The organism is Sphingobacterium sp. UBA7038 (assembly GCF_002494055.1).
Lineage (GTDB): Bacteria > Bacteroidota > Bacteroidia > Sphingobacteriales > Sphingobacteriaceae > Sphingobacterium > Sphingobacterium multivorum.
In genome coordinates this window covers 174,337-196,905 of the sequence record NZ_DLAV01000016.1, presented here as the reverse complement: position 1 = coordinate 196,905, position 22,569 = coordinate 174,337, and the positions used below count along the sequence as shown (strand labels likewise).

Below are 22,569 nucleotides of genomic sequence, written 5' to 3'. Positions count from 1 at the left end.
TTTTTATTTGGCTCTTCAATGACAAATCATTCCATTTAATCAACGAACAATTTTACTGAGATGCTATAGACAGCTTCAATATACTATTGTTCCTGAGTCGATATACGATTAGATTGACGTTGTGAAAGCCGCGGCAAAGGTAAGCAGTTTATGGGTTACTCTTGTAAAAGACGCTCGATATTGCGGCAAATTTTACTTGATAATGGCGAAGTAGTCGGATAATAGAAATCAATGACCTCTCCTTTTTTGTTTATCAGGTATTTGTGAAAATTCCAGGAAGGTTTACTGTTAATATGTCCATTCTGATCTTTGCTTGAAAGAAAACTGTATAAGGGTGTTGTGTATTCGCCGATAACATGGCTACGCTTAAAAATAGGGAAACTCACCTGTTGATTGATCCGGCAGAATGTCTCTAGTGTACCACCGGTTAATGGTTCCTGGTTACGAAAATTATTTGCCGGAAATGCCAGGATTTCGAAACCTTGGTCTTTATATCTTTGGTAGAGTTTTTCGAGGGATTTAAATTGTCTGGTAAAGAGGCATTGACTAGCAGTATTGACGATGAGTAAAACTTTACCTTCAAAATCAGCGAGAGATTTTTTTTTACCATTAAACTGAAGTGCGTCAAAGTCGTATACTGTTTTCATCTGGTTTTAGTTTGATTGGTCACATGACAGGTTGGGGTCTCGATTTCTCAAATTCCCTAATGATATTTTCAATGGCAAAGTCTTCTTTTGGGTCATAAGTTGACTTTAGGTTGTGACCGAATATTTTCGCGACTCCCTGATAAAAAAAAGCGGAAATCCCACCCTTCATTTCCTTTACCATTTCATAGCCGGTATGTCCCGTATAACGATCGATCAATTTAATGAGTATTTTGCCTTGGGAAATAGTCATATTTTTGATTTCTCGGTCAAACATCTGTTTTACGTCACTTTCACATTTTTCAACCAATGCTTTATGTTCCTTCTTGTCCGAAGTCAGCGCTAGGTCTCTGTCAAGTTGATCATATCTTTTTTGCGCATAGATTGCATAAGGAAGAACCTTGAGGACATTTCTTCTAAAGCGGAGATATTCTCTTCGTGCTTCTTCACTTGACCAGGTCCTTTTGGCCACAACAGTGACCTGTGGAATCGGAAACCAGGGTAATACCTCTCCGTTTGCCAAGGTTGTTGTCATATAACTGTTTACGGTCTCCTGTGCCCCCTCTCCATACAAAGGAAGAGTGAGTGATTGAGACTGCGCCCATCCGGACAGAGTCGCTGTGAGGAATAGCAAACAAAATAATATTGTCTTCATTTGGGCAATTATATAACGCTTTTTAATTTGTCAATGCTATAATATTTTGGTAGATTTATTACAAAATAGTTAGCTTGAAAATTAGTATTCAAGAATACAATAACTAAATTACACAAATTTACTCAAAAAACATCATTTACCTGCAACGTTTATGAAAGATTATGTGATTGATATTGAAGCAGAAAACAAAGAGATAAGGAAACGTTACCGAGCATTGTTACGCGCCTGTAAACCAACTTTACAACGCGGGGACAAGCAAGAGATCCGCAAGGCATTTGATTTGGCGTTGGATAGTCATAAAGAGATGCGACGTAAATCAGGGGAGCCTTACATCTATCACCCAATTGCTGTTGCCCAAATTGCTGCTGAAGAGATTGGCTTAGGGACGACATCTATTGTATGCGCCTTGCTCCATGATGTAGTTGAAGATACCAATGTTACTCTGGATGAAATTGAAGAAATGTTTGGTAAGAAAGTTCGCCGAATTATCGATGGGCTTACCAAAATTTCAGGAATTTTCGATCCAAACAGCTCTATGCAAGCGGAGAACTTTAGGAAAATGTTGCTCACATTGGCCGACGATGTTCGTGTAATTCTCATTAAATTGGCAGATAGGCTCCACAATATGCGCACCATGGAATTTATGGCCAGGGATAAGCAGCTGAAAATTGCTTCAGAGACAAGCTACCTTTATGCGCCATTGGCACATCGTCTTGGGCTGTATGCGATAAAATCCGAATTGGAAGATCTCTCGATGAAATTTACTGATCCGGATACCTATAAATTTATCGCTAGAAAACTGAATGAGAAAAAAGCTGAGCGTGAAAAATTTATAGGCGATTTTATTGGTCCAATCAAAGAGATATTGGAGGAACAGGGTATTAAGGCGTCCGTATTTGGGCGACCTAAATCAATCCATTCTATTTGGAATAAGATGCGAAAAAAATCGATTCCTTTTGAGGAGGTTTATGATTTGTTTGCTATACGTATTGTAATAGATGCTGTGGATGAGAAAGAAAAGACAGAATGTTGGAAAGTTTATTCTATTGTCACTGATTTGTACCGTCCTAACCCCGACCGTCTTCGGGATTGGATCTCCTCTCCGAAAGGAAATGGTTATGAGTCCTTACACACTACGGTGATGGGGCCTAAAGGGCAATGGGTAGAAGTTCAGATTCGAACCAAACGGATGAATGAAATTGCCGAAAAAGGATTTGCAGCACATTGGAAGTACAAAGAATCAAATTCAGATTCTGGCTTGGATCAATGGATCAAAAAAGTACGTGACGTCTTAAGCAGTCCAGATCAGAATGCGATGGATTTTGTGGATGATTTTAAGATGAATCTCTTCTCCGATGAGATTTTTATATTCACCCCCAAAGGAACACTGATTCAACTCCCCAACAATGCCACTGCTTTAGATTTTGCCTTTGAGATTCACTCTGATATCGGTGCAAGTTGTATTGGCGCCAAAGTAAATCACAAACTTGTTCCTTTAAGCCATATTTTGCAAAATGGGGATCAGGTAGAGATTATTACATCAAGCAAGCAGTCACCTAAAGAGGATTGGTTGAATTTTGTTGTGACTGCGAAAGCCAAATCCAAAATCAGATCTTCTCTAAAAGAAGAAAAGAGAAGAGTAGCGGAAGATGGGAAAGAAATTTTGGAACGTAAGTTGAAATCGCTAAAAGTTACTTACAATACGGATAATATTAACAAAATTGCCAACTTTTTAAAATATCCCAGTTCGCAGGACCTTTTCTATAATGTTGCCAAGGGTATTGTTGATATCAGGCAACTGAGAGAATATGTTGCGCATGAGAAAGCGGTTGAAATTAATGTAAGTTCTTCATCAGGAAATCAATTTAATACCCATATAGGTGGGCTAGTTGAAAAGATAAATAAGAAGGAATTCGACACGATCTTGATCGGTGATGATATGCAGAAGGTTGATTATACTCTAGCACCCTGTTGTAATCCTATTCCTGGTGATGATGTCTTCGGTTTTTTGACAGTTAATGATGGTATAAAAATTCACCGTACGAGCTGTCCAAATGCCTCCAAGCTGATGGCAAATTATGGCTATAGAATTTTAAAAGCACGCTGGGCTTCTACAAAGGATTCTGCATTTTTGACAGGTTTACATATCGTTGGCATAGATGATGTAGGATTAGTAAATAAACTTACAACTGTTATTTCTCAAGAATTTGCTGTTAATATTCGATCCTTATCAATTTCAAGTAACGAAGGTATTTTTGATGGTAATATTATGGTGTATGTAAATGATACTGCTCAGCTTGAAAGTTTGATGAGAAATTTAAAGCAAGTCAGGGGGATAACAGGTGTCAATCGATATGAATCGGAAAATTAGTAGCCAACCATTGGATTGAAAATTACGCTAAGGCGACTACTATTAAGCACTATTTTTAATAGAGGAAATATCAATCTTAATTGGTAAATTTGTACAAGAATATTTTTACTATGAATCAAGCTGAAAATTTTGCAACTGTAAAAAAAATCTTTGAAGCCTACTTAGAAAATAAAAATCTAAGAAAAACACCAGAGCGCTATGCGATTTTGGAAGAGATTTATTCACGTACTGATCACTTTGATGTAGAGTCTTTGTATATCCATATGAAGAACAAGAAATATCGTGTCAGTCGTGCTACAGTTTATAATACTCTAGAACTTTTGGTCTCTTGTGACTTGGTTACAAAACACCAGTTTGGAAGGAACATGGCACAATTTGAGAAGTCATATGGGTTCAAACAACACGATCACGTGATCTGTATTGAATGTAATAAGGTTGTTGAATTCTGTGATCCACGTATCAACCAAATTCAGAGTCTCATGGGAGATCTTTTAAAATTTGATATTAAGCACCACTCACTCAATTTGTATGGTGTATGTCAAGACTGTCAACTTAAGAACAAAAAAGAAGAGACCGTCGCTCACGAAGCTATTTCAAATTAATCTTATATTTTCTTAAATATAATAGTACATTTGTTCAGGAATGTTCAGGGGAAAATTCCTGAACATTTTATTTTTAAATAGAGTCTATTTTTATTAATAACATTTTAATTACTATACTTTAAAAGCTATGCAAGTTGATGTGCTTTTGGGCTTACAATGGGGTGACGAGGGTAAAGGTAAAATCGTAGACGTATTTTGTCCAAAATACGATTTAATCGCTCGTTTCCAAGGCGGCCCTAACGCCGGACACACGTTGGAATTCGATAACAAAAAATTCGTACTCAACACAATTCCATCTGGTATCTTCAATGAAGGTACACTAAATCTTATTGGTAATGGTGTCGTTATCGATCCGATTATCTTAAAAAGAGAGTTAGACAACCTGAAGACAGCTGGTTTTGATCCGGTGGGTAAAGGCAATTTAGTTTTAGCGCGAAAAGCACACCTTATTCTGCCTACACACCAATTATTGGATGCTGCCTCAGAATCAAAAATGGGTGCAGGAAAAATTGGATCCACTTTGAAAGGTATCGGTCCAACTTACATGGATAAAACCGGTAGAAATGGTTTACGTGTAGGTGATACGACACTTCCGGATTTTCAAGAGCGTTACCAAAAGTTGAAAGAAAAACACCTAAGCATTCTTTCGCACTATGGTGAGATACCTGATTTCAGTGAAAAAGAGAAGGCATTTTTAGATGCTATCGAATTCATTAAATCTATCCCACATGTGGATTCAGAGCATTTGGTGAATCAATATCTGAAAGAAGGCAAACGTGTGTTGGCTGAGGGTGCGCAAGGTACGCTGTTGGATGTTGATTTTGGTTCTTATCCATTTGTAACTTCATCGAATACCACAACAGCCGGAGCTTGTACAGGCCTAGGTATTGCGCCAAATAAAATCGGCAAGGTATATGGTATCTTTAAAGCTTATGCGACTCGTGTAGGTGGTGGTCCCTTCCCTACTGAACTTCACGATGAAACTGGCGAAAAATTACGTCAATTAGGTCATGAATTTGGAGCAACTACTGGTCGTGCTCGCCGTACAGGTTGGATTGATATTCCTGCCTTGAAATATGCTATTATGCTTAATGGCGTAACAGACTTGATTATGATGAAGGCCGACGTTTTGGATACCTTCGACAAAATCTATGCATGTACACATTATAAATATAATGGTGAAGTGATTGATTATATGCCTTATGAAATCATCACACATCAAGCCGAACCTATCTTGGAAGAAATTGATGGGTGGAAACAAGATTTGACTGGTATAACGTCTGAACAGGAGATACCTGAAGCATTAAAAAATTACATTTCTTATTTAGAGAAAGCTCTTGAAGTACCTATCACAATCCTATCGGTAGGTCCTGATCGTAAACAAACATTAGCTTTATCAAAATAAACTATGCGGATCGAAAGTTTTGATCTTCTCGATTCTAAAGATAAATTTCATCAAAAAGCCCTGCATTGGTCGGGGCAATTTGATGAAATTTCTTTCTTTAATAGTAATGGGATGTCCGATCAATGGGGAAGATATGAGCAAGTTTTGGCTGTCAAGGCATTATTCTCCTTCCGTGCAAATGAAAATGTATTTGATCAGCTCGATACATTTTTGAATTTACATCAATCTCAGTTTATCCCTGGATTTCTATCCTACGACCTCAAGAATGAGATAGAGGAATTACAGACAACGGGAAAGGATCAGCTCGAATTTCCGGAAACTTATTTCTTCGTGCCAGCGATTACGCTCCGATGGACGGCAAATCAAGTGCATATAGAGGCTGAAGATCCAGTTAAAATCTATCAAGCTATTTCCGATACGAAGATTCCTTTAGCAGCTCCAATCGTAGTGCAAGTACAATCGCGTTGGACAAAAAGTGAATACGTTAAAGCATTTGAAGATGTGCAAGCGCATATTCAACGTGGAGACATTTATGAAGTTAACCTTTGTCAGGAATTTTATGCGGAGAACGTCGACATCTCGCCGCTCGAAGTTTATCATCAATTAAATAGCCTATCACCTACCCCATTTAGTTCATTCTTCAGAGTAGGACATCATTTTATCATGTGTGCTTCTCCGGAGCGATTTTTAGCGAAAAGGCAGGGAAAGCTGATTTCTCAACCGATTAAAGGGACAGCTAGAAGAGGAACAAGCCCGGAAGAGGACCGACAGATTATAGCTGATATGTTGAGGTCAAAAAAGGAGATTGCGGAAAATGTGATGATCGTTGATTTGGTGCGTAATGACTTGACACGAAGTGCTCTTCCTGGAACAGTTGAGGCTACTCGCCTTTTTGAGATTCAATCCTTCGAACAAGTGCATCAAATGATTTCTACCATTACCTGCATGCAAGACCCAAAAGTCGCCAATGTGGATGTATTTAGAAATACCTTTCCTGCAGGTTCGATGACAGGTGCTCCTAAAATTGCAGCTATGCAAATTTGCGATCAGCTTGAAGCTCGAAAGAGAGGTATCTATGCAGGGTCTATCGGATACTTTGACACTGTACATGATGAGTTCGATTTTAATGTAGTCATCCGCTCACTGCTGTATAATAAACAAAAACGGTACCTTTCCTTTCATACTGGAGGGGCGGTCACCAATCAGGCAGCTGCAGATCAGGAGTATCAAGAATGCCTTTTGAAAGCTTCAGCCATCCTTGAAGCCCTAGATGCAAAGTTGAAAGAATAAAACTATACTAAATTTGTAGAGAATATTTTTTGCTTCAAGTATTTTTTCGACCTTTGTCCCATTGGTACCACAAGTTCCTTATATCGATCTACATACTCATCGGAATTATCCGATCAAAGAGCGCGCGATTCTCTCGGTGAAGAATATCGCATTGAATCATGCTGAAGAAATCACTGAAACAGATTGCTCCATAGGGTTACATCCATGGTATATAGACGGGAATTCTGAACTTGCTTTAGCCTTAATGAAAGGAGGATTAAAACAGGTTCAAGTTTTGGCGATAGGCGAATGCGGTTTGGATAAAAATATTGCTATTCCCCTCATCCAGCAGCAGCAGGTCTTTGATCGACAGGTTCAACTGGCTCAAGTTTATCGAAAACCGTTGATTATTCATTGTGTTCGAGCTTTTCAGGAGATTGTCAGTTGTTTAAAAAAAGTGAATTTTAACGAAGCTGTTGTTTTCCATGGCTATCGGAAAAATTGGACACTAGCTCGGCAATTAATTGATCAGGGGTACTATCTTTCAATAGGTGGACATTGTTTAAATGGAAGCCAAGACGAGCTTTTGGAAAATATTTCACTCAGTCAATTGTTTCTAGAAACGGATACAGATACGACCGTAGAAATTACTACGCTTTATCAATACGTAGCTCGGATCAGATCGATCGAGTTGGAGGAGCTAAAGCGGGCTTTATACCAGAATTATAAGAAAGTATTTAATAAGTGAGGCCGTCATAGTCTGTTTATTCACGTTGTCGGATAGCTATAAGGTTTCATGAAAATATAAAAAAACAAATTTAGATAGATGAAAGATTTAAGTTGGCTGTCACGTACCGAAGCATTGATAGGTCGATCAGCGGTTGAAAAATTGGCAAATTCACATGTGATGGTTTTGGGATTAGGTGGTGTTGGATCCTTTGCTGCGGAATTTATATGCCGAGCGGGAGTTGGGAAAATGACCATTATCGATGGAGACACAGTGGATCCGTCTAACCGTAATAGACAATTGCCTGCCTTGGCAACTAATCATGGTGAAGCAAAAGCTGAAATTATGCGGGAAAGATTGTTGGCCATTAATCCTGAATTGGATTTAACCGTAATACAAGATTTTATCATTCCAGAAAAGATACCCGCTTTATTAGATTTGGCGCCAGATTATTGTGTGGAAGCCATTGATAGTATTACACCGAAACTATTTTTCATTCGGAGGGCGTTAGAAGCCAATATACCATTTGTAAGTTCAATGGGTGCCGGTGGCAAAGTGGATCCGACAAAAATAAAAATTGCTGATATCGGTAAATCTTATAATTGTAAGTTGGCCCAACATATCCGTAAGAAATTGCGCAAACATGGTATACGTGATGGAGTGAAAGTGGCATTTTCAACCGAACTTCCAAACAAGGATTCATTATTGTATACCGATGGGAGTAATTTTAAAAAGTCCGCTTATGGCACCATGTCCTATCTACCAGCGGCTTTTGGTGGGGCAATAGCTTCTGTTGCTATACGAGATTTAATAGAAAATGCTTAACTTAGGTATTAAATAAACATATGAAGAAATGAAAGAAGCTGCCTGCCAATTGACGGTAGCTTCTTTTTTTCTTAGGCTATCGGCTTGTGACCCCTTTTATATCAATACCTTTGGGCTTGATATGTTCCAATCGTTTCTTGAGTGTATCTATTTTTGATTTTTCAAGATTACCCGTTGCAATTATAATCCCTTCTTTAACCTGTGCTGTAATGGTCGGAAAATCTTCCAGAACAAGGTTAACATCTCGTGTTAAGGTAGAATCTATCGCGCCGCCCAAAATTTCATGATATTTTTCACGGGCATCTTCTGGTTTTGGAAGATTTACGACAATATTGTTGTGAATGGATTTGATATCCTCTCCTCCGGCTAGCTTTGTTTTGTTTTCTATGTCCTGCTTGAGAGAGTCTGAACCTATTTGTCCATTCAAGGTTACATTCCCCTCTTCGACATCGACTCCGATTCCCGCAGTAGTTTCCAACGCTGTCTCGATTTTTGATCTTAGTTTTTCGTCCGACTCGGGCGATCTACAAGAGTGAATAAATAGTGCAGCACCAAGCAAGAAGATTAAAAGTAAACTATTGAATTTCATGTCATTCTTTGTTTCTGTACTAAATAAGAACAGATGCATCGGCATATTGTTTAATTTTTCGGTATTTTCATCACCTAGTAAATTGCAATAACTTTTTGATTAACGTTATTAAAAACAAAACTATCACCTATTTTTTTCCCGATAAGTAGTTGTCCAATTGGAGATGCAGACGAGATAACGAAGATATTATTGGTCCCTATTTTTACAGCTCCGATACTTGTGGCGATCAAATATAGTCCAACATTGGTTTGAACAAGTGTTCCTAATCTGACGACATCAATTACATCATTTGATAATGATTCTATACTGATCAGTTGCTGCAGATCTTTATTGGCTTCCACGAGTTGTTTCTGGTAGCGATTAATGTCCTGTTGGATCATTTCACGTGACGTCTCATATTTGTCTCCAGCACTACTTTTTGTATCGTCATTACTTGAATCCCGTGCGGTTTCCAAAGCAGATTCTATCATTGTAATACGTTCCCTGGTGCGTTTTAGCGCTATGTCAAGGACCTCCCCTTTTATGTCGAAATAATTATTTGTCATTCCGAAAAATAAGGAATAAGTTTTATTCATTAAAAAATAAAAACAATAGGCTTAGGCTCAATAGAATATAATAAATTGGATGGTAAATAATACGAATAAGGTTGCAATAAATTAAAAAATTACTACATTTGTGCACTGAAACACGGAAAGGTGTCAGAGTGGTCGAATGAGCAGTCCTGGAAAGACTGTATACGGGATGACTGTATCGAGGGTTCGAATCCCTCCCTTTCCGCAAAACAAACCGTTTTTAACACTGTTAAAAACGGTTTTTCTTTTTTGAGTACTAAATCGGCACCAAAAACAGCACTTAGATAAAAGCAAAGAAGTTCATGTTTAATGGGAGTGTCTTCTTCCAAATCCCACGTATAATAAGAGCCAAATCCGGTGACTGGAGAGTCGTTATGAATACGAGATTCGGAGCTAGATTAATGAGTTCGAAAGTTTTACATTATTGCTCTACATTTTGTTAGTTGTCTAAATTTTACCTTAAACTATTCAAATAGGTACATAGCTTTACCTATGAACTGTATAATTCTTTGTAGGCTTTCTTGCTAAAGAGAATAAACAACTCCAGTCAATTTTTATTAATGGATCTTGTTGCCAATCAAAAGTCAATTCATCAAATTATTGGCGTTTTTTATATTAATATTTTTTTATAATATATTAATATATGTTTATATTTAATTAATCGTACAAGCTAATGTTAATTAAGTTTTAAATGAAAAGGACAATTCAAGAAGAAGAACTTGTCAAAACTGGAAAGATGAAAAAAGATCCGCTCACTATGTCTGCGGATGAAAAGATACAATGGAGGCAAGAATTGCAAAAGAGCATTCGTTCCTATTTATTTTCTCGCGAACAGCCATTGGTTTATAACAAGGATGGGCAAATGGTTGAAGAGCATCGCGATGGCACGATTCAAAGTATTTGATCATGGCGACAATATATGTGATAACCGGTCCCCCTTACATTGGGAAAAGTACTTGTGGTCAGTATTTCATCCCAGAAGGGATTAAGATACTTGACCCAAATCTCTTTGTTCAAAGCTATGCTGAACTAGGTTTAAAAGATGGATATCGGAGATTTGAGGAACAGCTGTTGGGGCTGCTGAGTCATGACGAAGATTTTGCTGTTGAGGTCAATATCGTTAATAAGGTGCATCTTCAAATGCTACAAGACATTAAAGCCTTGTATCCTGAAAATAAGATTGAAATGATCTTTTTTTACACCGATAATATGTACATATGCCAAGCGAGGTCTAAGGCTAAGAAAAATAGTAGTTGCGACTCCGACCCTGACAAAATAACCCGTTCATATATTCATACCGTGCCGCTTGTGAAAAGACATCTAAATCTCTTTTCCTCTGTTAAGGGGGTGGATATAAGCGAAAACCACATAGTACCTGAAACTGTGTTTAAATACCAAGATAATGCTTTAGGAATCGAGGTATCTACATCTCTCCCCGTATGGGCTCAGTGAAGGAACATCATACCCACTTAAATTTCGATAAAAGGAGAAGTCTAAATTTAAAGGCTCTTGACCTGACCAACTTCTACCTTTGTTCGGCTTTTCCTCAGCTGGACTTTAAGTTGGCTTTGATGAAAACTTTCATATTCATACTTACTGCAGTTCCAAATGGTTGATCTTTTTAAGCGATAGATATTATTACTACCACAACGATTATAATAACTTTGGCCTATTATAATCATTATTTTAGTACAATATCTTTTATGCGGGCAAGACCCTCGGATGAATCTCTAAAGATGATCTTGCCATCTCGGTCAATGACAATATAGGTTGGAAAGATATAAACGCCCAATTCGAAGACGATAGAATTTGTTTTTTGCTTCATATCCACATATACCTGAGGCGAGTTTAAACAATAGTGTATTTATTACTATATTTGGGAATAAACCGAACTAAAAAAGCATGGATGCCCTCAACTTTCAACTTACACTTAGACCGACAGTATACACGGATTTAGAAACACATTATCAGTTTCAGCTTGATGAAGAAGCAAATTATCTCGCCGCATTTACCTCAAGTACTTCTTCAGACAAAGAAGCTTACCTTGAGAAATATGCTAAATTTCTCAATGAGCCAAGTATAAACAATCAAACGATTCTGGTTGATGGGACAATTGTAGGAAGTATTGCGAAGTTTGTTATTGATGGTGATGCTGAGATCACTTATTGGATTGACCGGAAATTCTGGGGACGTGGAATTGCAACAAAGGCGCTTAAAGAACTTCTTTCATTTGAAACAAGCCGTCCGATTTATGGGCGTGTCGCTTTCGATAATATCGGTTCTCAAAAAGTACTGGAAAATTGTGGTTTTGTTAAGGTTGGTACAGACCGAGGTTTTGCTAATGCACGCCAAATCGAAATCGAGGAATTTATTTACAGATTAGATGAATCAGTGATTTGATCAGCCTATTTATTACCAGCTTTCTTCTTAGTACATTTTGCATTTACGTTCCGGGCCTAACAAGAATACTCCAGTCTTAATACGGCTTATCGGACACACTACTAAACGCACTATTTATGATCGTCTTTATCGGAAAAGATCGCCTTTAACTTTTCTTCTAAATCTTTTCCCCTGAGGTCGCGGTATATAATTTTTCCTGTGGGATCCAATAAGAAGCTTGCTGGTATGGAATTTATGCCATAACGTTTTGCTGCTTGGCTATCCCAACCTTTTAAATCAGATACTTGTGGCCAACTGAGCTTATCATCTGCAATTGCTTTCATCCATTGTTCGCGTTGAGCCGCCTTGTCCAGGGATACTCCTAAGATCTCGAATCCCGAATCTTTGTATTTATTGTAAAGCGCTACAAGATTTGGATTTTCCTCACGGCATGGTCCACACCAACTAGCCCAAAAGTCTACTAATAGATACTTTCCTCGGAATTCAGTTAGTTTTAGACTCGTACCCATTTGCGTTTGTAGTTCAAGATCGGGGGCAATCTGTCCAACTTTCGTCCTGATCGACGATTCTAATTGCATGGGTATCTCTTTAGCCAAAGGGTAGCTTCTGAGCTCCTCCGCTAAACCGCTGTATATCCCTTTAACCTCTTCTATAAATTTCTCCTGTCCAGCAACAAAGGATAAACTGATTAAACTAAGGTAAGACGATGGATGTTGGCGAGCAAATGCTAAATGAACGCTATACAGGTCATCCATTAATCCCTTTTCCCGATCAATAAAAGCTTCCCGTACTTTAGGATCGCTCTGTTGATTAGCTGAAAGTGCATAAAATTCTTTATTAAGTGCTGTAAATTTATCATCTACAACGCTTCGCATTTTTTTTAAAGCATCTTGGTCGAGATTAATTTGAGACCCGCTAATTACAATGTTCTTCAAGGAGTCGCTTGCTCGCATTTCCATAGTCACAGGCTCAAGGTAAAAACGAAAAAAATCCATTTGCTCGTTGCGAGCTGGTCTATTTACATATGGATTTTTATTGAGATATAACGATGATGAAACAGGATAGTCTACGGTTCCCGAAAATGAAAAATTTCCTCCTCTGGAAAAAGTGGAATCCACGACAGACTTACCTTCTATTTCGTAGATCAAAAATACTTTAGCACCATCCTGCAGTGGGGGTATTGTGCCATTAATTTGATAGCGATTTTGCCCACAAACGAGGAAAGGAAGCGTAAGAGCCACTACTAGCAATCCTGCCCGAATTCTCATAATATAAAGTCTATTTTCAGTTAATTTACGAACCTAAATATACGGAATTTTTCTGTTCTAAACCAGTCACTATTTAGTATAATCCATGGTATATACCCGATAAAACAATTTGACAGGTGTTTTCTGCCATAAAAGAGGTAATAGATAAGTTATTAATTTGTGTGTTTTACCAAACTTTTGCATCTTTGCGTATTAGCACCAATATTTAACAAATCACCTTTATATTAACTTAAAGCTGTAAAATGCAAGACGAGATCATTAAGCACACGAAGAAAATTTATAAAACCGCAAAGGAGCCAAAGCATAGTCTCACCGAAAAATTGAAAGAAATATCCATTGAGATCTTCATTATCGTTTTTGCAGTATCACTTTCGATATGGCTTCACGGTTGGAGTGAGCATAGGCATGAACAACAAGAAGTAAAAGAATTTTTGGAGGACCTAAAAGTCGATCTCGAAAAAGATGTCCACGACTTAGAAAAGCAAAATTCCTACCTAACGAACACAGCGGAAGGATGTAAATTTTAAGGGGAATTAAACCAACAAAAAATTGATAGCTTGGTGAAAGTCAACCCAAATGACCGTATTAAGATGAACCTTAATCCGATCTTTAAGATCAGAAATACTGGAAATTATGAAGGATTTCGATCTAGTGGAAAAATCGGTCTCATTAAGGATCGAAAATTAAAAACAGGAATTTTGGAATATTATCAAACCGTAGTACCATCAAAAGACGATTGGCAAACCTACTATAACTCATTGGTTTTTAATCTCGCAGATGAGCTGGTATCCGTTCCCAATGCAAATATCAATCCTGATTTAATGTACAAAGCAATTAACGCATCGCCAAAAGTAAAAGGGATTCTTATCAATGCAGCATCTCAAGCAAATATGATTATTCAGCTGAATGATCAGGTGATTAAATCTGCCAAAGAAATCATTGCCGAAATTGAGCATAACAACGAATAAATCGGTTTAAAATGAGTGTGTAATGCCTTACCAATAAAAAAAAGACTTCTTTTAAAGTTTTAAAAGAAGTCTTTTTTACTTGTTATAGATATTATCTCATTGGATTTTCACTATTATCTGTCATCGATTTCCATACGCATTTCCAGAAGATTTGGTTTAAATCCTGCCTTTGCATAGGCTTTTATTGCACTGGTATTTTCTTCATAAACCTGAAGTCTTACTTCCGAGATATTTCTTTCTTTTGCCCAATCGATCAATCGGTGTAAAATCATCTTGTTGATACCCTGACCTCGATATTCTGGCCTAACGTACATAAAACCAAGATAAGCATACTTTTCATACTTTTGATAAGGTTTTGCATCCAATAATTTCGCATATCCTGATCCGACAAGTTGATCGTCAACAACTGCGACAAGGACTTCAGCCTCCCTAGACTTGATCAATTCGAGGAGATCAAAATAATGAATTTCGCCTGGCTTTAATGTGTTATCAAAAGGTCGTTCCGCTTCAACGATCCCTTGTTCAAACTCAATTAACACATTGATTTCGCTTTCTTTTGCTTGTCTGATGATTATTTCCATAATTAATATTCTGCGTCTATTATTCCGTCTTTTTCGGGCTATATCCACTGCTGGCAAACTACAAATCGCATAGCAACTGTAGTATTATTTTCATATTTTAAGTTCTAATTAGAAGGAACTTCGGAGCCTTTTTCACCTTTTCTACAAGTTACATATTTATCACTTATAACGGAGGGGCTACTTATCAAGAATATGGAACTCTCGTTTTTCCAATAATCCATTTTTGTATAGTTCAGTATAAATCAACGGTCCTCTTTTTCTTGTGTTGATTATTGGTTCCCCCGTTTCTTCATTATATTCCTGCAATAATTTATAACATTTCCATTCGCCATCAGGAAGACCTCCTTTATACTTTGCTTCCAAGTACGTATACGAATCTGTAAATGATGGATATTCTTGTAAGTCCACAAACCGATTTGTTTTAAATTCGATCCATTTTCCTTCTTTATGGTGATTTTTAATTGAGCCCTGTTCTTCATCTGTTTTATATAATCCATTCTGATCATAGTATCTGACAAATGTTCCGTTGCTTAAGAGCTGAAATTGACAAACAGGTTTTTGCCTAAAGGGATTCTCATTAAATTCATAATCCCGCAATGAGATTATAAAATTTTTATCGATATAGAATAGTGTATAGTCTGTGAATCCCATTTCTCCCTCATGATGAAGATAAATTCTTCTTATATCAACCGGCTTCCCATTCTTTACTGAAATTAAATATATTTTTTTTATGAATGGTTCACTATAGCGGACAGCGTTATAAATGGCCAGAAAATGAAGCGAATAATCCCCATAACGGAGGAAATTGGAGGCAAGTTTAATCTGATTATATTCTTTGCCGATATCTTGCTCAAATGGAAAAGAAACATCATATGCTTCGGGTATCGTTACGAGATTGTTTTTGATTGATTGATCAAATTTTAATGCATAGCGATTTCCTAAACCACGGTGATCTTGCATAGCCGACATTACGGAATCGACAGGTAGTTGTTTTGAAATATTTGAATACCCAAATGGAAGCGTTATACAATTCCTTTTATCCGTATTAAAAAAGTTAGATCCTTCAACTGATGCAGGTATATTTAAATTCTTATATCCGGTTTGTGCTTTGCTGTAGTTGGAAACAAGTACAAGCACAAGAAGGATAAAGGTTTTATTAATTTTACTAAACATATACTCTTTAGTTGTTCACATTGATCCTAACATTGCTCCATGAGTTTTCAGGCAAACTGAGCCATCATCTCCTATCTAACCTACCAAGCTATCTCCTTCGCTTTTTTTAATGTTTCTTCGATATTTTCACACAAAATCTTGGGAATAAAATCCTCTCTTGGCATTCCGTTGATATGATACAATCTTTCCGTTGGGAATTGGAATCCAATTTTTGTTTCTGTGAGACGGAAGTTTGAAATTGCGCCTAATAGCCCGGCCATAGGTGTGCCAATAACTGTCGCTCTATCAAGCGCGTCAAAACCTATAGCTATTCCTTCGCCCATACTTCCTGTCCAGTGCCCCACGAGAACATACACATTACCCTTGAAGATTTCCTTACGTGGGCTTACATACTCTACCCAATGTCGTTTTGTGTCATAATCCTTCTCATCAAATTCGTGAATTTGATAAGGTAGAACTTTATTGACAAACCGCCCCATAATGGCCCTCGCAACCGTTGAATTTCCACCGCTAGGGGTTTCAGTTAAATCCAAAATAAGGTTTTTATTAGAAATCAAACTGTCAAGCGCCGTATCAAATTCAGCGATCAAGTTGTTATTTCCCAGTGAATTATTGATTTTGATATAGGCTGTGTTTCCATTTATAATTTTATAATACAACAATTCATTCCGATTGCCATAGCTTACCGGTTCAAATGTTTTACGTTCGCCGTTTTCAACGACAGTAATCACGCGTTTCTTATCATGAGTTCCCGCAAAAAGCATATCTAAAGCATACTGATACATCTTTGGACTGTAATGATCTGTAAATCGAGGTAAGAAACTTTTTAACTGTTCATCGATTGCTTTTCCGTTGAAAAGAGTTACTTGCATACCAATTTTTAACCCAGCTAAATCTGCACCAAAACCTTTTCTTAAGTCTTTTATTAAATATTTGTTTCCATTTTTTTCGACACGTAGGTCGGACCATGATGGAATTATCCTGTTTGATGTATTAAGATTTGTGCTTAACGACGAATGTCCATTGTACAGCTCATTCAACGTATTTTCAAGCAACTGAATAAACTCGTTGTCATTTGTAACTTTTTCTACTTGTGAAGAATAAATTTCTTTGACTTTATTCCAGTCGATATTTTGCCTTTCTAAATAAGCATAATGTTTATTGATATCAGACCAAAACTCATAAAAATCCTTTTGGTATTTGGTTTGGGCGAAAATATTATTCTTTGTTAAAAATAAGAATACTATAGTAAAAATTGCTTTAGTCAATAGGCTTAATTTCATTGTTGTGTTCTTGAAGTGGTATTTCATTGGTCCAACCATAGCAAAAATAATAAAACCGGTGTTAAAATACTGAATCTTTTGAAAGCATTACTTTTTTCGTAATCTCTTTGTATAGATTTATAACTTGGAAAATCCTGGTGTTGTGATTCAGCAATTAAGCTGTTAACATCCCATTGGAGTTTTGATAATGATTAATTTGGTAACTTTTTTACCGTTATCTTTAAGACGACATGCGATCCGTAAGAAATAACGGCTTATACCGACTGCTGATGGATATTCAGATAGCGATTTTACTTTAGTCAAAAGTTTAAACCATTCTTCACCACACTGCTCTTTTACTTTTTGTTTCAATTCGTCCATAGATACGCTGGGAAAGGTCCGATGATCCTGATCAGTATATTCTTCACTTAGAAAAAGGCCATTCCCATTTTGTTTTAAAGGCTTCCAGTCTGAGTTAAAATGTTTCCATTCGGTAAGATCACAATGGGGACCTTCATTCATAATAGTTACGCTGGTTTCATAGCGTTGTTCCACCTTCAAGTCACGGACCTGATCACTTAAAATAGAAATATAAGTTCCCTCGATGCTTTCCCCGACTTCTGCTTCGATTTCTACGGTATCACGTTGTAGTCGATCCATCCTTTCTGGATCAAAAATGGCCATACCTTGAATCGAAACGACAAATTCATTGAACTTTATGGATGTTGTTGTCTTAACCTCATTCGTGGTATGCGAGGCGGGGACCGTATCTATCTGCTGCCTGGATATCACTACTTCTCCGTCAATAGGATGTTCTGATTGCTTAACATCCCGTTTTTGTAGGGGTACGCTAGGATTGTTACAAGAGCAAATTGCAGCAACAGTTAGCATGATGATATTTTGTTGTATGTTCATCTCTATACCTTAGTTTGTATTTTCTTTGCTTAACCGGGCAGTGTAGTACGCAAACTGCTTCATATTTTCATTGGCAACTTTTTTAAGCGTATATGCTTTTATGATAATCGTCATGCTATCGATCCATCTGATGTTTTCCACCGCCCAATTGTCCGTTTCAAAACTGTTGTATTCGGAAAGTTTGATCCGGAAAGGAGCCTTTTCTTTGCGGACAGCAAGTACCCCTATAAAGCAACTATTCGCAGCATAGACCTCATTATAATAATAAGCAAGAAAATCTCCGTTTGGAGATGGAATTGGTATTTCAACTGCACCGTCGCCGACTGAAGCAATTGTATGTTGACTACCGTTGATGCTATCGAGTAAAACTAAATCGCTAAAACCTAATGATTCAGCAACATGATTGCTTACGAGAATATGCATTTTCAGTTTGGGAAGATAGCCTTTATACGCCCAACCCTTAAATCCATCACCATAACCGGCTGAAAAACTATATTTCCTGAACTTTAGCTTGCCTTTGCCTGTAGGAATCACAAAGCTTTTCCGTTCAACAGCAGGAGTTTTATTGATAATGTTGGAGCTAAATGCTTTATGATAGTCTTCTGGTGTAGCTGCTTTGATTACTAATTTGGGAAGGCTATCATAGCGATCTCCATAACCTACTGTCAAATTTGGTGTAGATTGACCGTAAACAAGGTTTATCGAAAAAAGAAATATCAATAGCGATTTCATAATTATTTCTGGATTTTAGTAAAAACAGGATTCCATCTAAGATAACCCTCCCTGCGTTGCATGATGAAATAGATCTATTGTTTGTTCAAAAGTGACATCATGAATCGATCATCGTGTAAAAATAGGCCACAAGCCGCAAAAGTTTAAGACCATTTAATATTTGCATGTGGCGATTTATTATTCGCTATTTCTTTAAAGGATGAAGACTTGACGCTGTTGTATTACTATACAACTCTCCTGTTTTATCCCAACATTTGATCCTCTTGAAAACGATGACTTCGACTCATCGTCACTAGTCCAGCAGAGTGGCAACTAACAGTACAATAGTGGGTTTTTCCAAACAATCGCGAATCAAAATGAGTTTACAATGCTGTTTTATTATGGGATTGACAGATTGATCAATTTCGCTTAAAGACGGTATTCCCTTCTTTGATTGTTTCAATTACTTTGATGTCCCGTAATTTTTGGGGATTAATTGTTAATGGATTTTGATCCAAAATAACCAAATCAGCTAGTTTTCCTTTTTTAAGAGACCCTTTATCTTTTTCTTCCTGATACTGATAGGCAGCGTTGATGGTAATTGCTTTGAGCGCGTCCCTGACATCAATACGTTCATCTGGCCCCAACAACATTCCCGAACGTGTCGTCCGATTGACTGCAGCATACACCCCGGTCAATAGATCTGGAGGTGTTACTGGGCTATCATGATGGATGGTAAACAGTATTCCCGCTTTTTTTGCCGACTGAGCTGGACTAATAAACGCCGCACGTTTGGGACCAAAAACACTTTGATAGTGCCAATCTCCCCATAAGTAAACATGGGATGAAAAATAGGAAGGAATAACACCGATATCTTTTATCTTGGCGATATGATCGGGGCGGCTGTTCTGCACATGTATCAAGGTTGCCCTAAGCTCAGGCTTATAAATTCCTTCGGCTTTCAATCTGCCGATCACACGAAGTACCTGATCAATAGCCGCATCGCCATTAACATGTAGTTGTGCCGTAATATGATTTGAAAACACTGTTTTTAAATCATTGTAGAGGGTCTGGTCCGAAAAGATTGGAAAGCCTTTGTAATCTGCCGGTTGACCTTCTGGTGGAACCAGGTATGGTTCTGTCAACCAAGCTGTCTTCCCCTGAGGCGAACCATCATCCGAAAATTTAAATCCACCAAATTTCAAACGCTTTTCGTATTTCATGTAATTGGGTTTAAAGGATTTCCATTCGGCTTTGTTTGCTTCAAAATCCGGAAAATAAACCACATCTGCCTTTAGAAGATTTTTCGAAGCTGCTTCCTTCAACAGGCCAACCCCCACTCCCATCGAACGTCCGTCACAGATTGTTGTCTGCCCATAACTAAGCCATTCGTCTTGCGCTTTGACAAAATCTTTTAGGGATTGAGATAGCTCATTTTTGGCCTGTTGAGGCTTGGGAATCATATTCGTCAACTTCACCAGTGCGGCAAAAGAGGCATTTTCTTCTAGTTTGCCGTTTAGTCGATTATCGGGGCTTCGGCCGTAATGTCCCCCCTCCGGGTCTTTTACATTTTCGGCAATACCTAATAACTTCAACATCGCACTATTGGCAACACTTGCATGACCAGAAGCATGAATGACAATAATAGGATTTGTCGTACTGATCGCATCCAATTCCTGACGAGTCGGATGGCGATGCTCACGCATGATAGCATCATCGTAACCATTTCCTAATACAGGAACAGACGCGCCTAATTTTGTTCGCTTAATAACTGATAATATAGTCTTTTGAAGATCTGGTATTGAATTAACGGTACCATATGGAATGGGCGATAAATCTATTGCCTGTTCCATTCCTGCTCTTGAAGTGATATGGCCATGGGCATCAATAAAGCCAGGCAGTAAAGTTTTTCCCTTTAAATCGATCTGTTTCGTGTTTTCCCCTACATAGGGGGCCGCTTCTTTCCGGCTACCGACGAAAAGAATTTTCCCGCCTTTTACTACTAACGCATCTACCTGGGGAAAATCATCTTCCATCGTAATAATATTTCCACCAAAATAGAACGTATCCCCTTTTTGCTGACTGCTCTTACAGCTTAAAATAAAAAAGGGTAAAAGGAAAAATAGATATTTTGTAATAATTGCCATGTGAGAGGTTAACTGTACTGATGAATAACAACAGAAAACAGTTAATTGTTTCGCAGCTCTTTGCTGGGTAACAGCCGGTAGAAGAAATGCGCATCTAGATGCGCATTTTCGATTAAAGCAGAATCGGTAACAGTTGATCTAGACTTTCTACCTGCAGGAAATTGCTTGGTTTAACGTCATCACAAGCTTGCTCATGTGTCCAAGTCACATGGTAAGGGACATGTATTGCCTGTCCCCCCAATGCCAAAACAGGCAGAACATCGGAGTTGATTGAATTTCCGATCATGATAAAATTTTCAGCGGGGCATTCAATTTTTCTTAATAATTTTGAGTAATCGTCATTTTTCTTGTTACTCATAATTTCCACATGATGGAAGTACTTTTGGAGACCCGAATTTTTCAGCTTTCTTTCCTGATCCAAAAGGTCGCCTTTTGTGGCTACGATTAGCTTATAATGTGCACTCAGCCTTACCAACGTATCTTCAACACCTTCCAATAATTCAATCGGCATCTTTAATAAATCTTGTCCAATCGCTATGATTTTGTTTATTGTCTTCAGCGATAACTGTCCTGCCGAAATACGGCTGGCAGTCTCTATCATACAAAGAATAAAGCCTTTCACACCATACCCATAGAGGGACAGGTTATTCATTTCTGTTTCAAATAATTCTTTTGATACTGCATGCTGTGGAAGATAATTTTCTAACAGCGCACAAAAATCATGTTCTGCTTTTTGAAAATATGGTTCGTTTACCCATAATGTATCATCTGCATCGAATGCGATGACTTTAATGGCAGTTTTATTGATAATCATTCTAATTTTAATTCAATTTAAGTAGTTTACTTGATCTTGATGCCATTATATTGTTCCCATAACCCGGTCAAGTTTAGGTCTGAATCATATACGGCATTAAAAGCAAACAGTTTTCCCTTAGCCACATAATCATAAATATAAAGATCGGTTAAAGGGGTCGGAATAGATTCCAGTTCGTCTGCAGCGATCCATTCGAGGTCACCCTCATTTCAATAGGGGGCCTCTACATATTCGATATCGGATACATATACATAGCTGATCCAATTGTAATTGATCGGTGATGTTTCGGTTAACATGCCACAAAATTGTTTTGACGTGATATGGATCCCTGTTTCTTCCATGACTTCACGAACTACCTCATCATCCGGGTTTTCAAATGGGTCTAATTTCCCACCAACGGGAACATACATATCTTTATTGGGTTCTTTAAGGCGCTTTAACAATAGAAACTTATCTTTATTTCTTAATATACATAGTGTGGCTACACGCTTCAAACCTGTCACTTCAGTGCTCATTTCTTTTCTGTTTGTAACAAAAATAGAAAATGTTGCGAGAGTCTTCAAGTATTTTAGCGAATTCATTCAGTCTATCTCTCCTCAGTAAGGACTTGCATATCTATTGCATCGGCATAAGTCACCTTGGCGATCACTTTTCCATGAAGCGGACCCCAT

At 37.7% G+C, this 22,569-nt stretch carries 25 protein-coding genes and 1 tRNA gene; 12 read left to right on the top strand and 14 right to left on the bottom strand.

Translation table 11 applies throughout. The features are described 5' to 3' along the window. Positions 1-155 precede the first annotated feature (155 nt). Together B3H30_RS11485 and B3H30_RS11480 are read right to left on the bottom strand one after the other, a co-directional pair. A complete protein-coding gene (locus B3H30_RS11485) occupies positions 156-647 on the bottom strand; it encodes a glutathione peroxidase (protein ID WP_070564142.1) in 492 nt (163 codons plus the stop codon). A 19-nt stretch (positions 648-666) separates the two neighbouring features. Continuing rightward, on the bottom strand, positions 667-1,299 hold the full coding sequence (locus B3H30_RS11480; RefSeq protein WP_070564139.1) for a DUF4294 domain-containing protein: 633 nt from the start codon (positions 1,297-1,299) through the stop codon (positions 667-669). A 151-nt stretch (positions 1,300-1,450) separates the two neighbouring features. Here B3H30_RS11480 and B3H30_RS11475 point away from each other — a divergent pair, with 151 nt between their 5' ends. From B3H30_RS11475 to B3H30_RS11450, 6 genes are all read left to right on the top strand, one after another. Continuing rightward, positions 1,451-3,670 (top strand): RelA/SpoT family protein, encoded by a 2,220-nt coding sequence (locus tag B3H30_RS11475; protein ID WP_070564136.1) that lies wholly within the window; start codon positions 1,451-1,453, stop codon positions 3,668-3,670. 110 nt (positions 3,671-3,780) lie between these two features. Continuing rightward, complete coding sequence (locus B3H30_RS11470) at positions 3,781-4,272, top strand: Fur family transcriptional regulator (RefSeq protein WP_046673375.1); 492 nt, start codon at positions 3,781-3,783, stop codon at positions 4,270-4,272. A gap of 127 nt (positions 4,273-4,399) precedes the next feature. Next, complete coding sequence (locus tag B3H30_RS11465; RefSeq protein ID WP_070564133.1) at positions 4,400-5,677, top strand: adenylosuccinate synthase; 1,278 nt, start codon at positions 4,400-4,402, stop codon at positions 5,675-5,677. Between the two features lie 3 nt (positions 5,678-5,680). After that, entirely contained in the window at positions 5,681-6,967 is a 1,287-nt protein-coding gene (locus B3H30_RS11460; RefSeq protein WP_070564130.1) for an anthranilate synthase component I family protein, read from the top strand. Between the two features lie 61 nt (positions 6,968-7,028). Then, positions 7,029-7,694: a TatD family hydrolase gene (locus B3H30_RS11455; protein WP_070564127.1), complete on the top strand. Its 666-nt coding sequence runs from the start codon at positions 7,029-7,031 to the stop codon at positions 7,692-7,694. A 78-nt stretch (positions 7,695-7,772) separates the two neighbouring features. Then, on the top strand, positions 7,773-8,498 hold the full coding sequence (locus B3H30_RS11450; RefSeq protein WP_112374130.1) for a tRNA threonylcarbamoyladenosine dehydratase: 726 nt from the start codon (positions 7,773-7,775) through the stop codon (positions 8,496-8,498). A gap of 76 nt (positions 8,499-8,574) precedes the next feature. Here B3H30_RS11450 and B3H30_RS11445 read toward each other — a convergent pair whose 3' ends face one another. After that, entirely contained in the window at positions 8,575-9,087 is a 513-nt protein-coding gene (locus tag B3H30_RS11445) for a BON domain-containing protein (RefSeq protein ID WP_175441969.1), read from the bottom strand. Between the two features lie 74 nt (positions 9,088-9,161). Next, the gene (locus tag B3H30_RS11440) at positions 9,162-9,662 is read right to left on the bottom strand and encodes a 3-oxoacyl-ACP synthase (protein ID WP_286710290.1); all 501 of its coding nucleotides are present in this window, start codon (positions 9,660-9,662) and stop codon (positions 9,162-9,164) included. A gap of 114 nt (positions 9,663-9,776) precedes the next feature. On the opposite strand from B3H30_RS11440, the gene B3H30_RS11435 reads away from it, so the two are divergent. From B3H30_RS11435 to B3H30_RS11425, 3 genes are all read left to right on the top strand, one after another. Next, positions 9,777-9,864 (top strand) — tRNA-Ser (locus tag B3H30_RS11435). A 486-nt stretch (positions 9,865-10,350) separates the two neighbouring features. After that, the gene (locus B3H30_RS11430) at positions 10,351-10,563 is read left to right on the top strand and encodes a hypothetical protein (protein WP_070564118.1); all 213 of its coding nucleotides are present in this window, start codon (positions 10,351-10,353) and stop codon (positions 10,561-10,563) included. Between the two features lie 2 nt (positions 10,564-10,565). Beyond that, the gene (locus B3H30_RS11425) at positions 10,566-11,111 is read left to right on the top strand and encodes a hypothetical protein (protein ID WP_070564115.1); all 546 of its coding nucleotides are present in this window, start codon (positions 10,566-10,568) and stop codon (positions 11,109-11,111) included. 229 nt (positions 11,112-11,340) lie between these two features. Here the strand turns inward: B3H30_RS11425 and B3H30_RS11420 are convergent, their stop codons facing one another. Next, positions 11,341-11,484 (bottom strand): hypothetical protein, encoded by a 144-nt coding sequence (locus B3H30_RS11420; RefSeq protein WP_159332943.1) that lies wholly within the window; start codon positions 11,482-11,484, stop codon positions 11,341-11,343. A 77-nt stretch (positions 11,485-11,561) separates the two neighbouring features. Between B3H30_RS11420 and B3H30_RS11415 the strand changes: the two genes are divergently transcribed. After that, positions 11,562-12,059 (top strand): GNAT family N-acetyltransferase, encoded by a 498-nt coding sequence (locus B3H30_RS11415; RefSeq protein WP_070564113.1) that lies wholly within the window; start codon positions 11,562-11,564, stop codon positions 12,057-12,059. A 110-nt stretch (positions 12,060-12,169) separates the two neighbouring features. Here B3H30_RS11415 and B3H30_RS11410 read toward each other — a convergent pair whose 3' ends face one another. Beyond that, entirely contained in the window at positions 12,170-13,327 is a 1,158-nt protein-coding gene (locus B3H30_RS11410) for a TlpA disulfide reductase family protein (protein WP_070564110.1), read from the bottom strand. Between the two features lie 242 nt (positions 13,328-13,569). Between B3H30_RS11410 and B3H30_RS11405 the strand changes: the two genes are divergently transcribed. After that, positions 13,570-13,854 (top strand): hypothetical protein, encoded by a 285-nt coding sequence (locus B3H30_RS11405; protein WP_070564107.1) that lies wholly within the window; start codon positions 13,570-13,572, stop codon positions 13,852-13,854. A gap of 30 nt (positions 13,855-13,884) precedes the next feature. Beyond that, positions 13,885-14,295, top strand: coding sequence for a hypothetical protein (locus B3H30_RS11400; RefSeq protein ID WP_286710291.1), 411 nt, complete (start codon positions 13,885-13,887; stop codon positions 14,293-14,295). A 113-nt stretch (positions 14,296-14,408) separates the two neighbouring features. On the opposite strand, the gene B3H30_RS11395 is transcribed toward B3H30_RS11400, so the two are convergent. The 8 genes from B3H30_RS11395 to B3H30_RS11360 all read right to left on the bottom strand — a co-directional run bounded on the left by B3H30_RS11395 (position 14,409) and on the right by B3H30_RS11360 (position 22,413). Then, the gene (locus tag B3H30_RS11395) at positions 14,409-14,876 is read right to left on the bottom strand and encodes a GNAT family N-acetyltransferase (protein ID WP_070564101.1); all 468 of its coding nucleotides are present in this window, start codon (positions 14,874-14,876) and stop codon (positions 14,409-14,411) included. A gap of 177 nt (positions 14,877-15,053) precedes the next feature. Continuing rightward, positions 15,054-16,049: a hypothetical protein gene (locus tag B3H30_RS11390; RefSeq protein WP_070564098.1), complete on the bottom strand. Its 996-nt coding sequence runs from the start codon at positions 16,047-16,049 to the stop codon at positions 15,054-15,056. Between the two features lie 80 nt (positions 16,050-16,129). Continuing rightward, positions 16,130-17,332 (bottom strand): S41 family peptidase, encoded by a 1,203-nt coding sequence (locus tag B3H30_RS11385; protein WP_070564540.1) that lies wholly within the window; start codon positions 17,330-17,332, stop codon positions 16,130-16,132. A gap of 162 nt (positions 17,333-17,494) precedes the next feature. Next, positions 17,495-18,226 carry a hypothetical protein gene (locus B3H30_RS11380; RefSeq protein ID WP_254667679.1) on the bottom strand — a complete coding sequence of 244 codons (732 nt, stop codon included), beginning with the start codon at positions 18,224-18,226 and terminating at the stop codon, positions 17,495-17,497. A 9-nt stretch (positions 18,227-18,235) separates the two neighbouring features. Next, complete coding sequence (locus tag B3H30_RS11375; protein WP_286751899.1) at positions 18,236-18,958, bottom strand: hypothetical protein; 723 nt, start codon at positions 18,956-18,958, stop codon at positions 18,236-18,238. A 398-nt stretch (positions 18,959-19,356) separates the two neighbouring features. Further along, complete coding sequence (locus B3H30_RS11370) at positions 19,357-21,084, bottom strand: amidohydrolase (RefSeq protein ID WP_070564095.1); 1,728 nt, start codon at positions 21,082-21,084, stop codon at positions 19,357-19,359. Positions 21,085-21,196: 112 nt separating this feature from the next. Beyond that, entirely contained in the window at positions 21,197-21,898 is a 702-nt protein-coding gene (locus B3H30_RS11365; RefSeq protein WP_115048702.1) for an HAD family hydrolase, read from the bottom strand. Positions 21,899-22,107: 209 nt separating this feature from the next. Further along, positions 22,108-22,413 (bottom strand): NUDIX domain-containing protein, encoded by a 306-nt coding sequence (locus B3H30_RS11360; RefSeq protein ID WP_286834089.1) that lies wholly within the window; start codon positions 22,411-22,413, stop codon positions 22,108-22,110. Positions 22,414-22,569 lie beyond the last annotated feature (156 nt).

What these genes read in the sequence shown, in the direction of transcription:
- B3H30_RS11485 (WP_070564142.1), bottom strand. Translation starts at nt 647, where the DNA reads ATGAAAACAGTATACGACTTTGACGCACTTCAGTTTAATGGTAAAAAA.
- B3H30_RS11480 (WP_070564139.1), bottom strand. Translation starts at nt 1,299, where the DNA reads ATGAAGACAATATTATTTTGTTTGCTATTCCTCACAGCGACTCTGTCC.
- B3H30_RS11475 (WP_070564136.1), top strand. Translation starts at nt 1,451, where the DNA reads ATGAAAGATTATGTGATTGATATTGAAGCAGAAAACAAAGAGATAAGG.
- B3H30_RS11470 (WP_046673375.1), top strand. Translation starts at nt 3,781, where the DNA reads ATGAATCAAGCTGAAAATTTTGCAACTGTAAAAAAAATCTTTGAAGCC.
- B3H30_RS11465 (WP_070564133.1), top strand. Translation starts at nt 4,400, where the DNA reads ATGCAAGTTGATGTGCTTTTGGGCTTACAATGGGGTGACGAGGGTAAA.
- B3H30_RS11460 (WP_070564130.1), top strand. Translation starts at nt 5,681, where the DNA reads ATGCGGATCGAAAGTTTTGATCTTCTCGATTCTAAAGATAAATTTCAT.
- B3H30_RS11450 (WP_112374130.1), top strand. Translation starts at nt 7,773, where the DNA reads ATGAAAGATTTAAGTTGGCTGTCACGTACCGAAGCATTGATAGGTCGA.
- B3H30_RS11445 (WP_175441969.1), bottom strand. Translation starts at nt 9,087, where the DNA reads ATGAAATTCAATAGTTTACTTTTAATCTTCTTGCTTGGTGCTGCACTA.
- B3H30_RS11440 (WP_286710290.1), bottom strand. Translation starts at nt 9,662, where the DNA reads ATGAATAAAACTTATTCCTTATTTTTCGGAATGACAAATAATTATTTC.
- B3H30_RS11430 (WP_070564118.1), top strand. Translation starts at nt 10,351, where the DNA reads ATGAAAAGGACAATTCAAGAAGAAGAACTTGTCAAAACTGGAAAGATG.
- B3H30_RS11425 (WP_070564115.1), top strand. Translation starts at nt 10,566, where the DNA reads ATGGCGACAATATATGTGATAACCGGTCCCCCTTACATTGGGAAAAGT.
- B3H30_RS11420 (WP_159332943.1), bottom strand. Translation starts at nt 11,484, where the DNA reads ATGAAGCAAAAAACAAATTCTATCGTCTTCGAATTGGGCGTTTATATC.
- B3H30_RS11415 (WP_070564113.1), top strand. Translation starts at nt 11,562, where the DNA reads ATGGATGCCCTCAACTTTCAACTTACACTTAGACCGACAGTATACACG.
- B3H30_RS11410 (WP_070564110.1), bottom strand. Translation starts at nt 13,327, where the DNA reads ATGAGAATTCGGGCAGGATTGCTAGTAGTGGCTCTTACGCTTCCTTTC.
- B3H30_RS11405 (WP_070564107.1), top strand. Translation starts at nt 13,570, where the DNA reads ATGCAAGACGAGATCATTAAGCACACGAAGAAAATTTATAAAACCGCA.
- B3H30_RS11395 (WP_070564101.1), bottom strand. Translation starts at nt 14,876, where the DNA reads ATGGAAATAATCATCAGACAAGCAAAAGAAAGCGAAATCAATGTGTTA.
- B3H30_RS11390 (WP_070564098.1), bottom strand. Translation starts at nt 16,049, where the DNA reads ATGTTTAGTAAAATTAATAAAACCTTTATCCTTCTTGTGCTTGTACTT.
- B3H30_RS11385 (WP_070564540.1), bottom strand. Translation starts at nt 17,332, where the DNA reads ATGAAATTAAGCCTATTGACTAAAGCAATTTTTACTATAGTATTCTTA.
- B3H30_RS11380 (WP_254667679.1), bottom strand. Translation starts at nt 18,226, where the DNA reads ATGAACATACAACAAAATATCATCATGCTAACTGTTGCTGCAATTTGC.
- B3H30_RS11375 (WP_286751899.1), bottom strand. Translation starts at nt 18,958, where the DNA reads ATGAAATCGCTATTGATATTTCTTTTTTCGATAAACCTTGTTTACGGT.
- B3H30_RS11370 (WP_070564095.1), bottom strand. Translation starts at nt 21,084, where the DNA reads ATGGCAATTATTACAAAATATCTATTTTTCCTTTTACCCTTTTTTATT.
- B3H30_RS11365 (WP_115048702.1), bottom strand. Translation starts at nt 21,898, where the DNA reads ATGATTATCAATAAAACTGCCATTAAAGTCATCGCATTCGATGCAGAT.
- B3H30_RS11360 (WP_286834089.1), bottom strand. Translation starts at nt 22,413, where the DNA reads ATGAGCACTGAAGTGACAGGTTTGAAGCGTGTAGCCACACTATGTATA.